Raw genomic sequence first — 12447 nt, 5'->3', positions numbered from 1 at the left:
CGTCAGGGCTTCTCGATGTCCAGGTTCGCGATCGCCGCCTCGGCCACCTCCCGGCCGCGGGCCGTGAAGTCGCCCCGGGCCGGATAGGAGACGGTGAGCTTGTACATGTCCCCGGACGCGGTGCGGTAGTAGAAGATCTGGAGTTCCCAGGGGCGGGGATCGCTGTCGGTGCCGGTGTAGTCGACCGTGTTCCTCGCCGCCTGTCGACCGTGGTAAGTGGCGTCCGCCGGGCGGGTCTTCGCCCCCTTGGGCATGTTGAGGGTGTACTCGCCCTCGTTGCGGAACTTCTCGTTCTCGGCCTGCATCTGGGCCGACGCGTTGCTCGCGATCTCGTGCAGGGGGTCCTGCGACTTCCGGGCCAGGTGCAGATTGATCCAGATGCCGCCGCTCGCGTCGCGGTACGTCACCCAGTTCTTGTCGGTGTCGTCCTTGCCGGGCCTCCCGGGCCGGTAGCCCGCCGGGACGCCCAGGGACGCCCCCAGCCCGGGCTCGGCCACCGTCTTCCAGCCGTCGGGCAGCGGGCCCGCGAACGGATCGGCGAGCACCACGGCGCCGGCCGCCGCCGCCACGACGACGGCCGCGCCCACGGCGAGCCACACCGTGCGGCCCGGGCGGCGGGAGCGGCCGGCCGGGGCGGGCACCTGGACGATCTGCCGGGTGGGCACCGGCGGGCGCAGCGCCTCCTCCAGCAGCGCGCGGACCCGGTCCGCCGGGAGCCGTCGCGCGGGGTCCTTCCGGAGCAGCCCGTCGATGACCTCGGCCAGCGGGCCGGAGGCGGACGCGGGCGCGGCCGGCGTGGAGTTGAGGACGGACTGGAGGGTGGCCGGGGTGTTGCTGCGGCGGAACGGCGAGACGCCCTCGGTGGCCGTGTAGAGCAGCACCCCCAGGGACCACAGGTCGCTCTCCGGGCCGGGCCGCTGCCCCAGCACCCGTTCCGGCGCGATGTACTCGGGCGAGCCGAGGAAGCCACCGGTGTCGGTGAGCCGGGTGTCGCCCTCGATCTGCGCGATCCCGAAGTCGGTGAGGACCACCCGGTCGTGGCGGCCGAGCAGGACGTTGTCGGGCTTGACGTCCCGGTGCAGGACGCCGGCCGCGTGCGCCGCCTGGAGCGCGCCGAGCACCTGCAGGCCGATCCGGGCCGCCTCCCGCGCGCCCAGCGTGCCCTCGTGCAGGACGTCGCCGAGAGTGCGCCCGCGCACCAGCTCCATCACGAGCCAGGGCCGGCCGTCGACGACCGCGACGTCATGGACGTTCACCACCGCGGGGTGATCCAGCCGGGCCGCCGCGCGGGCCTCGCGGCGCATGCGCTCGAAGGCGTTGGCGCGTTCCCGTTCGGGAAGGTGGTCCGGCAGGCGGGGCTCCTTGACGGCGACCTCCCGGTCCACCGTCTCGTCCTCGGCCCGCCACACGGTCCCCATGCCGCCGTGGCCCAGCTTGTCGAGCAGCCGGTACCGGCCGCCGATGAGCCGTCCGGCGCCCGGTTCCCGCTGCCGGGGCGGGACGGGGTGCGGCCGTACCTCCGGCTGCGCGTCCGACTGCGGCTTCGGTGGTCGCAGAACAAAGCTCGTCGTGTCGTCGGCCTCCTGGCCGGTACCCCCGTTGCTGCTCATGCGTCATCCATACCGCGCCCCGCACGCACCCAGCCACAGGGAAGGGCGACCGGTCACGAACCCGTGACCGAGCCGCCGTCAGGTCCCCGCTCGAAAGGTGTCGAGGGCCACGTCGAAGTACTCCCGCGCCTCCCGCACCTTGCCGACCGGCGCCGACACCCACACGTCGTACATCCGCCCGGCCTCCTCCCAGCACAGGTCGTAGGTGTGGCGCGGGCCCTCCGCCGCGCTGTAGCCGTCCCAGGTGAACTCCCACAGCGCGGCCGGGTGTCCGCCGTGCGAGGTGGCGGTGACCCGGCCGTCGTGGTAACCGGGGTTGGTGTCCGGGCCCTCGGCCGCCGAGCGCTCCATCACGCCCTGCGGGCCGCCCGGTTGGGGGGCGGCCACCTTGACGCCGAGCCGGAAGGTGTCCCCCGGTGAGAGATAGAAGACGCGCCCGCCCTGCGGAGTGCGGGTGAAGTCCTCGGGTACGGCGAGGGAGAAGCCGGCGGGGTCCCGGGCCGTGCGGTAACCGGAGGGCGCGGTGCGCGAGCCGGCCGGGCCCGCCGAACCGGTGGCCGTCGGACGGGTCCCGGTGGGTGTGGGGCTCGCGGTGGTCGATGCCGAGGGCGAGGCCGACGACGCGGTCGGGCCGGTGCCGGTCCCGGTCGCCGGGGAGGTCGCCGTGCCACCGGGGTTGCCGCCGCCCCCGCCGCCGCTGCCGTGCAGCAGCAGCGCCGCCGCCGACACACCGGCCCCCGCCAGCGCGGCGACGAGCAGGGCCGCGACCAGCACACCGCGCGTGGACGTGCGGGCCGGGGCCTGTGCCGCCGCCGCGGACGCGGTGGGCGGCGGGGGTCCGCCGTGCGGTACGTCCTGCTGGGTCGGCGTGTAGGCCGCGGCGGCGCTCGCCGTACCGCTGCCCGACGTGTCGGACCCCGCGAAGCCGCCCCCGGCCGCATCGGACGTCGGCGTACGCCCCCCGGGCGTCCCGGCCCTCGGCGTCCCGGCCCTCGGCGTGCGGGCCCCGCCGATGCGGTGGCCGCGCCCGGCGGCCGGTGCGCCGGACGTGCCCGGCGCCTCCGGGGTCCGGCCCGTCTCCAGGAACGCACGCAGCATCAGCTCGGCGTCTCCCGCGCCGAGTCGGCGGTCGGGGTCGCGTTCCAGCAGGCCCCGTACGACCGGCAGCAGCGGCTCGGCCTCGGCGGGCGGCCGGATGTCGGCGGCGACGACCGCGTGCAGGATGCCGCCGAGCGAGTCGCGCCGGAACGGCGACTCGCCGCTGAGCAGCGTGCACAGCAGCGCGCCCAGCGACCACAGGTCGGACTCCGGGCCGGTGCGCAGCCCCGACATCCGCTCCGGCGCGGTGTATTCGGGCGAGCCGACGAAGGAGCCGGTCTCGGTGAGCGTGGTGGCGCCCGCGACCTGCGCGATCCCGAAGTCGGTCAGCACGACCCGGCCGGTGCCGGACTCCAGCAGGACGTTCGCGGGTTTGATGTCCCGGTGCAGCACCCCTGCCTCGTGCGCCGTGCGCACCGCGCTGAGCAGGGCGATGCCGATCCGCGCGGCCTCTGCGGCGTCGACCGGGCCCTGCCGGGAGATCAGGTCGGCGAGCGAGCCGCCCTCGACCAACTCCATGACCAGATAGGGGCGTTCGCCCTGCTCCACCACGTCGTGCACGACGATGATGTGCGGATGCCGCAGCCGGCCGACCGCCCGCGCCTCGCGGAAGGTGCGGTCCCGGCGGCGCCGCGCGTCGTCCTCGGAGAGGGAGTCGTCCGGGAGGAGTTCCTTGACCGCGACCCGGCGCCCCAGCAGTTCGTCGGTGGCCCGCCACACGACGCCCATGCCGCCACGCCCGATGCGTGCCTCCAGGCGATAGCGGCCCGCGATCACCCGGAAGTCGGCGCCCTCGGTCCCCATGAGGCCCATCATGCCGCACCGGACCCATGGGCTCCGGGGCGCCGATCAGCCAAGCCGCGTCACACGACCAGCGCTTTTCAGCCGTATCGGCTGTCGTTCAGCCCTCGTTCGGCTGCTGCCAGCTCTGCAGTACCCACTTGAACTGCTTGCTGGTCTTCGCCCAGTCCCCGGCCGGTGTCGACATGTAGATGGCGTACTCGGTGCCCGCGCGCGAGTAGTACGTCTCCTCGATGGCGTGGCGCGCGCCGGCGACGTGCGGCGGGTCCTTCTTCAGGGCGTACCAGGTGTACTCCCACAGCGAGCCCTTGCGGTCGCGGTAGAGGTTCTCCTTCATGGCCACGCGCTGGTAGTCGACCAGCCGCTGCAACTGCTGCTCCAGGTCCTTCTGGTGCGCGAGGGCGTCGGCGAAGTCCGGCGAGCTGTCGATGGCGATGCGCACGAAGTGCAGGCCGCCGTCCGGGCTGTAGTCGACCTGCTTGAGGGCGCCCTGGTTCTGGTAGACCGTCCGCTTCCAGCCCTTGGGCAGGGAGAGGCTGAAACCGAGCGGGTCGCGGTAGAGCCTCCAGCTGTCGGGGACCGTGCCCTCGGAGTCCGGTGCGGTGCTGCCGCTCGCGGACGGTGACGAGGTGGCCGGGCCCGCGCCCCCGCCCGACCCGGCGTTCTGCTCCGTGCCGGCGGCGAACTCCTGGAAGGCCACCGCCGCACCGCCGCCGAGCACGGCCGCGACGGCGACGACGAGCGCGAGGGTGCGCAGCCGGCGACGACGCCGGGGCCGTACCGGCGCCGGACCCTGGGGAGCCGGGGCGACGGCCGTGGCCCCGGTCGCGGAACGGCCCGGGACCGCCGGTGCGCCGGGGGCCGTCCCGGCGGCGCCGAAGCCCGAGGCGGACAGGGTGCTCGTCCGGCCCGCGTGCAGGCCGGAGTTCTGGGTCGGGACGAACGCCTGAGCCGCGTGCGGGCGGCGGCCCTCCGCCGCCTCGGCGAGCATCTGCTCGGCCTCCTCCGCACTCGGCCGCCGCTCCGGTTCCTTGCAGAGCAGGGCGGCTATGACGGGGCCGAGCGCACCGGAGTGGCGCGGCTCGTCGGCATCCTCCTCGACGACCGCCTGCATGGTGCTCAGCGGTGAGGTGCGGCGGAACGGGGAACGGCCCTCGACCGCCGTGTACAGCGTGGCGCCCAGCGCCCACAGGTCCGAGGCGGGGCCGGGATCGTGGCCGCGCACCCGCTCGGGCGCGAGGTAGTCGACCGAGCCGACGACCTCTCCGGTGCGGGTGATGGTGGAGTCGCCCTCGATCTGGGCGATGCCGAAATCGGTGAGCAGCACCCGGCCGTCGCGGCCGAGCAGGACGTTGCCTGGCTTGACGTCCCGGTGCAGGACGCCGGCGGAGTGCGCGGCGCGCAGGGCCCGCAACACCCACAGGCCGATGCGCGCGGCCTCCCGCGGCTCCACGCGTCCACGCTCCTTGACCGCGTCGGCCAGCGAGTTGCCCTCGACCAGCTCCATGACGATCCACGGGCGCCCGTCGTGCTCGAGGACGTCGTGCACCGTGACGACGGCGGAGTGGTTGATACGCGCGGCGGCACGTGCCTCGGCCCGGGTACGGGCCAGGAGAACGGCCTGATCGCTGTCGGAGACGTAGAGCGCGGCGGTCAACTCCTTGACGGCGACCGTCCGGTGCAACACCTCGTCGTGGGCACGCCACACCCGGCCCATGCCGCCGCTGCCGATGGAATCGGCAAGCCGGTAGCGGCCCGCTATGAGCAGGCCCTGCATCTGATTCACGTTGCCCCGCAATGCTCTTGACAGGGTCAGATTAAGGACCGGTCCGTAAACAGGGAACCAGTGGGGTCCCAAGGTGACAGCACTGTGACGGTTGTCGCCGCCGCAAATCGGCCAGGACCGGACGGCCGGTATACGCGGCGCTCAACGCGTGTAGCGGTACGTCGTCGTGGCCTGCTCGTACAGCCGGGTCACCGTGTCCCGCTCGGCCTCCGGGCCGCGGACCTGGACGATGTGATAGCGGCCGTCCAACAGGATCGCCATGTTCCGCACGAACAGGTCGCGACCCTGCCCGTCGGTCCAGGTGAACTGCCCCTCGGCCATGGTGCGTCCGCCCACCTCGATGGTTCTCAGGCCGGTGGCCGTGGCCCAGCTGGAGGTGCGGTACGGCTGGAGTTCGCTCTCCTTGTCCCGCTGGTAGGCCATCGGATCGCTGCCGTAGGCCGCGGCGCCGTCCCGTCCGGGTACGACGATCAGCTCGAAGTTCCCGTGCGAGTAGACCACCTGGCCGCTGCCGTTCTTCGGGGTGCGGTCCCAGCCCTTGGCCACGGAGATCTGGAAACCGTCCGGATCCTTGCGCAGGCTGAACCCGTCGGCGACGGGCTGGTCGCCGTCGGTCCGGGTCCCGGTGGCGGGCGCGGAGGCGGAGGGGCCGCCGTCCGCGGACTGCCCCGAGGACGGCCGCGGGCCGTGCGAGGGAGCGGGGCCCGCCTGCCCCGCGCTGCCGGTGCGGTCGCTGCCCGCCGCCGCGCCGTGACCCTGCTTCGGCATGAACAGCATCGCGTACGCGATCGCCCCGGCCAGCAGGAGCAGGATCAGCAGGAGCAGGGTCCGGCCGAGGCTGCGCGGCGCCCGCGCCTCCTCCCGGGCCCGTTTGTGCCGGCCGTGCGGATGGGTCTCGGGCAGCGCGGCGCGCCGGCGCCGCAGCCGCACCAGTTCGCCGCGGCGGCGCACGATCGGCAGCCGGCGCGGATCGGCGGACGGCACGGGCACGACATGCGTACCGGCGTCGGGTTCGGGCGCGGACCGCACCAGCGAGCGCAGCCACCCGCTCAGCTCCTCGAAGTCCAGTCGCTCGGTGGGGTCCTGACGCAGCAGCGACTCCACGACCGGCCGCAGCGGCCCGCACTCCTCGGCGAAGGCGGGCGGCTCGGCGCACACCAGCTGCACCAGCTCGGCCGTCGACTCCTCCGGGTACGGCGCATGCCCCTGCACGGCCCGGAACAGCAGCGCGCCGAGTGCCCACAGATCGGTCGCGGGCCCGATCGGCGCCGCCAGCTGCCAGTTCTCGTGCACGGGTCCGGCCTGCTCCGGCGCCCAGCGCTCGGTCACCGGCCCGACGACGGTCGTCCGCACCTGCCGTGCCCGCTCGGCGGCCAGCGCCGTCGCGGGGCCGCGCCGGGGCGCGACCGGATCCCCGCCTTCGTCCCAGCGCGACTGCTGCGGCGGGAGGGAGGGCCGGTCGGGGGCCTGGTCCGGGAGCGGTGGGAGGCCGGGGCGGGGGTCCGCCGGGGGCAGCCCGGGGCGCCGGGGGGTGCCGCCCGGGGCCGGGGAGCCGCCGGCGCCGGTGCGCGGCGAGGCGCCGTGCCAGGGGGCGCCCCGCACGCCGTAGGGGTCTGCTGTGCGGCCGGGCGGTGTCGTGGTGCCGGGTCGGCCGGGGTACGACGACGGCGGCGCGCCGTCGGCCCGGTCGGCGCCGGTGCCGTCCTCGGCGGGCGGTCTGGCGGCGGGCAGCGCGGGGCGCCCGCTCTCCCGGGTCTCCTGCACCCGGGCGGCGGCACGCGCGCCCGCGCGGTACGCGGCGATGGCCCCGGCGCGGGCGGCACGGATGTCCGCGCCGCTCTCCAGGGGCCGTTGCCCCGCCGCACCGGGCACTCCGCCGCCGCCGGACGCGCCGTTCGCCCCCGGCGGCGGGAGCCCGCCGGCCGCCCTCGCCTGGATCGCGGCCCGGCGGGCGGCTTCGGGATCGGCGTCGGCGGAGGGCGCACCGTGGGTCGGGCCGCCGACGGCGGGCTCGGCCCGCTCCACCCCGGCCGCCGCCTCCGCGGGCGCCGAACCGCCCTCGTCCGGCACCGGGTCGTACCCGCAGAGCGCCTCCTCGGCGGCACCCGTCGCGAGGCCGGTCAGCATCACCCTGCCGTCGTCGCAGACCAGCACCGTGCGCGCGGTGATGTTGCGGTGCACCCAGCCGTGGCCGTGCAGCACCCTGAGCGCCATGAGCACGTCGGAGGCGACCTCGGCCGCCCGGTACGGCGACAGGGGCTGCTCGGCGAGCAGTGCGGCCAGCGGACGCGCGGCCACCGACTCGCTGACGATCCACAGCGACCCGCCCTCGGCGAACACGTCGAAGACCTGGTCCAGCCGCGGATGGTCGGGGATGCGGGCCGCCGCCTGCACGGCCTCGACGGCGCGCCGCACGGCAGGATCGGCGGGCCGGCGGGTGGCGGTGCGGGCGTCCGCCGTCCGACGGGTCCCGCGCTCACGCGCGGTGAACCCCTCGGGCAGCCCCTCGGCATCGAGCACCTCGGCCTCGACGACCTCAGGCAACGGCACCTGCCGGACGAGCACTTCCTGACCGCTGTAGGTGTCGAAGGCGCGGGTCTCGGTGAGTTCGTACTCGTCGGAGGGTGGCAGCGGCAGGCGGTAGCGGTCGGCGAGCACCCGACCCGCGTAGTCGTCCACGTTGCCTCCCCCGGCCGCCCGGTCGGTCACATCCGTTCGCCTCACGACCCGTTTCGCACACGCATCCGGCTGCGTACGGTCCTCAACCATTCACGATACGTGCCGGAGGCAACCCGCATTGAGTGGATGACGGATTCTCACGCCCCAAAACGGCGCCCGCGGCCCGCGACTTGGGCCTACGACGGCTACGACTTGGGCTCGAAGGACGTCGTCAGGGTCTTCCAGGTGTCCTCGCGCAACGCGCTGTCCCAGTTCGCGGCCTTCGCGGTGTACATCAGTCCGTAACCGAGACGGGCGTTGACGACGAAACCCCGGTCGATGGTGCGGTACTTGGGGCCGTCGACGTAAGTGAACTCCCAGTCGGCGGTGTTCCAGTCGCGGTAGTCCACCTTCTCGATGCGGATCTTCTGGTACTGCGCGCGCACCATGGAGCGTTCCTGGTTCTCCCAGTCCGCCACCGGGTCGTCCTTGGGGGTGGCGGTCCAGCCGACGAGCAGCTTCTGCCCGTCGGGACCGGTGTAGCGGTCGCCCGCGCCGTCGCTGGACTTGAACGACCATCCTTTGGGCAACCCTATCGAGTACCCCTGGCCGCTCTTGCGGGTCGACACCGCCGGCGCGATTCCGCCGCCCTTCGCACCGGACTTGCCGGAGTCGCCGGTGGACGCGCTCGCGTCGACGGCGGAGCCCGGAGCGGAACCGCTACCGGCGGACGACGGGCTCGCCCCGTCGGTCTGCGCCCCGCCGCCCTTGGCCTTGTCGCCCTTGTCCTGCTTGGCGGACGCGCCGGCGCTCGCCACCGCCTTGGAACCGCTGCCCTTGTCGTCCTTGCCGCCGTCGCCGCTCAGGGCGATGGCCAGGACGGTGCCGAGCACCGCGAGGGCGACCACCACGGCGATGATCACCAGCGTGCGCCTCGGCACCACGTCGGTCAGCGGCGCCCTGGGCACCGGCCGCGGCGGCAGGTCCAGGTCCGGCGGCGGGACCACGGGCCAGCCGGAACTCGTCTTTTTCGCGCCGGAGTTCGGCGCGTCGGTGGAACCGGCGGCTCCGGAGGCGGACCCCGTCCGTCCGCCGACGGCCCCGGCACCCGCCGCGGGGGCCCCGCCCCGGGCCCCACCGGAGGCACCGGGCCGCACCCCGCCGGGGGCGGCCGGGCGGGCGCCGCCGGGCGTGGCCGGGCGGGCGCCGGCGGCACTGCCGCTCGCGCCCCTCGGTCCGCCCGCACCCGGTGTGTCCGTGTCCTCGCCGTTCTTCGTCCGGGCCGCCGCACCGGCCGCCTTGCGGACCGAACGCAGCGCGCCGCGCAGCTTCTCCCCGGCCTCCTCGCCCCGCTTGCCCGCGACCGGACCGGGCGGCACCGGCAGCGGCACCACGCGGGTGGCGTCCAGCGCCTCCGGCTCGGGCGCGTGGATGACCTCGCCCAGCATGGCCCGGGCCCCGGTGTCGTCGAGCCGCTCGGCCGGGTCCTTGGTGAGCAGGCCGTAGATGACGTCCTTGAGCGGGCCCGCGTTCTTGGGCTCCCCGAGGGGCTCGGTCATCACCGCCGTGAGCGTGGCGATCGCCGATCCCCTGTCGTACGGCGGCACACCCTCGACCGCCGCGTACAGCAGGCCGCCGAGCGACCACAGGTCGGCCGCCGGTCCCGGCTTGTGACCGCGGGCGCGCTCGGGCGCGATGTAGGAGGGGGCGCCGACGAGCATGCCGGTGGACGTGATGGACGGGTCGCCCTCGACCTGCGCGATGCCGAAGTCGGTGAGCACGACCCGGCCGTCCTCGGCGATGAGGACGTTGGACGGCTTCACGTCGCGGTGCAGGATGCCCTCGCGGTGCGCGGAGCGCAGCACGTCGAGGACGGCGAGACCCACCTCGGCGGCGCGCTTCGGCGCCAGCAGACCGTCCTCGCGGATGGCCTCGGCGAGGGACTTGCCCTCCACCAACTCCATGACGATCCACGGCCGGTCGTCCTCGTCGACCACGTCGAAGACCGTCACCGCGCTGTTGTTGCGGATCCGGGCGATCGCCTTGGCCTCGCGCAGGGTGCGCGTGATCAGGCGCCGCTTCTCCTCCTCGTCGATGTTCGACGGGAACCGCAGCTCCTTGACGGCGACCGTCCGGCCCAGGGTCTCGTCCTCGGCGCGCCAGACCGTGCCCATACCGCCCCGGCCCAGCACGTCTCCCAGCCGGTACCGCCCGGCGAGGAGACGACGCTCGCTCTTGTCCTGACGAGTCCCCTGACGAGATGCACCCGCCCGCTCCGCCTCCGACATGCGTCCCCTCATACAACCCGCCCTGACAGAGCCTCCATTGTCTCTCACTCGACAAGTGCCGGGCGCCCAGGGTGCCCCTGGGCACGGCCCGGCCCCCCGGGATCGCGCAGTTCTGTGAAGCGGGCGTTCCGCTTACCGGGATGATGGGTCGTAAGAAGGGAGAAACCGGCACGTCGACCGGCGAGTTCCGCGGCGCTCCGGTGCCGTGGGCCGGGTGAGGGCGTGTGGGGGGCGCGCCCGTCAGTTGAGCGGCACGATGTCCGGCGCCCCCAGCCGGGCCGCGTCCGCCGTCTGGTCGTCGGGCTGGAGCTGGGACTCCCGCTCGGCCTCCACCCGCTTCTCGTAGTGCTCGACCTCGCGCTCGATCTGGTCCTTGTCCCAGCCGAGGACCGGCGCCATCAGCTCGGCCGCCTCCCGGGCGCTGCGCGTGCCCCGGTCGAAGGTCTCGATGGAGATGCGCGTACGGCGGGTGAGGACGTCGTCCAGATGCCGGGCGCCCTCGTGCGAGGCGGCGTACACCACCTCGGCGCGCAGGTAGTCGTCGGCGCCCTGCAGCGGATCGCCCAGGCCGGGGTCGGCGGCGATGAGCTCCAGGACCTCCTCGGCCATCGAGCCGTAGCGGTTCAGGAGATGCTCGACGCGGGCCACGTGGAGTCCGGTGCGGGCGGCGATCCGGGCGCGCGCGTTCCACAACGCCTGGTACCCCTCCGCGCCCAGCAGCGGGGTCTCCTCCGTCACGCAGTCGGCGACGCGCACGTCCAGGCCGTGCACCGCCTCGTCGACCGCGTCCTTGGCCATCACCCGGTACGTCGTGTACTTGCCGCCCGCCACGACCACGAGTCCCGGCGCCGGGTGGGCGACCGTGTGCTCCCGGGAGAGCTTGCTGGTGGCGTCGGACTCCCCGGCGAGCAGCGGGCGCAGACCGGCGTACACCCCTTGCACGTCGTCGCGGCCGAGGGGCACCGCGAGCACCGAGTTGACATGCTCCAGCAGGTAGTCGATGTCGGCGCTGGAGGCGGCCGGATGGGCCTTGTCGAGGTCCCAGTCGGTGTCGGTGGTGCCGATGATCCAGTGCCGGCCCCAGGGGATGACGAAGAGGACGGACTTCTCGGTGCGCAGGATCAGGCCGGTCGTGGAGTGGATGCGGTCCTTGGGGACGACCAGGTGGATGCCCTTGGAGGCGCGGACGTGGAACTGGCCGCGCTCCCCCACCATGGCCTGGGTGTCGTCGGTCCACACACCGGTCGCGTTCACCACCTGCTTGGCGCGGATCTCGTACTCCCCGCCGCCCTCCACGTCCTGCACCCGGGCGCCGACGACCCGCTCGCCCTCGCGCAGGAACCCGGTCACCCGCGCGCGGTTGGCCACCTTCGCGCCGTAGGACGCGGCCGTGCGCACCAGTGTGGCAACGAAGCGGGCGTCGTCCATCTGCGCGTCGTAGTACTGCAGGGCGCCGACCAGGGCGTCCTTCTTCAGACACGGGGCGACACGCAGGGCGTGACGGTGGGTCAGATGGCGGTGCAGAGGCAGGCCTCGGCCGTGTCCCCGCGCCATGGACATCGCGTCGTACAGCGCGACGCCCGAGCCCGCGTACAGCCGCTCCCAGCCCTTGTGCTGCAGCGGGTAGAGGAACGGCACCGGCTTGACCAGGTGCGGGGCGAGCCGCTCCAGCAGCAGTCCGCGCTCCTTCAAGGCCTCGCGGACGAGGGCGAAGTCGAGCATCTCCAGATAGCGCAGACCGCCGTGGATCAGCTTGCTGGACCGGCTGGAGGTGCCGGACGCCCAGTCGCGCGCCTCGACCAGACCGGTGGACAGACCGCGGGTGACGGCGTCCAGCGCGGTGCCCGCGCCGACGACTCCGGCACCGATCACCAGCACGTCCAGCTCCCGCTCCGCCATCCCCGCCAGTGCCTCGGCGCGCTGCACCGGGCCCAGAGTCGCTGTCCTCACCGCTGCCTCCCGCTGTCGCAGACTCGCATCCGTCGGCCGCACCCGGTGGGCGAAGCCCGGTTCATCCCCTCCTCATGCCCAAATTCTGACCGGGATGCCCGACTTCAGCCACCACGGGCTCCCAACCTGTGGACAACTCGCGCACAACCCTCGGAAGACACACGAACACAATCACACATAACTGTCATATGTGTACCTAGTCTGGCAGAGCACTCGCTCAACGTGTCGACAGCGGTTGCGCACCTGTCCCGCTTCG

Annotated in this window: 6 protein-coding genes; all 6 read right to left on the bottom strand. The window is 74.1% G+C overall.

From position 1 onward, the window contains the following. Positions 1-2: 2 nt before the first annotated feature. On the bottom strand, positions 3-1610 hold the full coding sequence (locus AQI95_RS08070; RefSeq protein WP_067119577.1) for a serine/threonine-protein kinase: 1608 nt from the start codon (positions 1608-1610) through the stop codon (positions 3-5). A 78-nt stretch (positions 1611-1688) separates the two neighbouring features. After that, positions 1689-3512, bottom strand: a complete 1824-nt coding sequence (locus AQI95_RS08065) for a serine/threonine-protein kinase (RefSeq protein ID WP_067120410.1) — start codon at positions 3510-3512, stop codon at positions 1689-1691. A 97-nt stretch (positions 3513-3609) separates the two neighbouring features. After that, on the bottom strand, positions 3610-5286 hold the full coding sequence (locus AQI95_RS08060) for a serine/threonine-protein kinase (protein WP_067119574.1): 1677 nt from the start codon (positions 5284-5286) through the stop codon (positions 3610-3612). A gap of 150 nt (positions 5287-5436) precedes the next feature. Then, on the bottom strand, positions 5437-7974 hold the full coding sequence (locus tag AQI95_RS08055; protein ID WP_067120408.1) for a protein kinase: 2538 nt from the start codon (positions 7972-7974) through the stop codon (positions 5437-5439). Positions 7975-8159: 185 nt separating this feature from the next. Next, positions 8160-10241 (bottom strand): serine/threonine-protein kinase, encoded by a 2082-nt coding sequence (locus AQI95_RS08050; protein WP_208614102.1) that lies wholly within the window; start codon positions 10239-10241, stop codon positions 8160-8162. A 240-nt stretch (positions 10242-10481) separates the two neighbouring features. Beyond that, a complete protein-coding gene (locus AQI95_RS08045) occupies positions 10482-12191 on the bottom strand; it encodes a glycerol-3-phosphate dehydrogenase/oxidase (RefSeq protein WP_079071126.1) in 1710 nt (569 codons plus the stop codon). Positions 12192-12447: the final 256 nt, after the last annotated feature.

This window comes from Streptomyces yokosukanensis, assembly GCF_001514035.1.
GTDB lineage: Bacteria > Actinomycetota > Actinomycetes > Streptomycetales > Streptomycetaceae > Streptomyces > Streptomyces yokosukanensis.
This window is presented reverse-complemented; position numbering and strand designations above follow the sequence as displayed.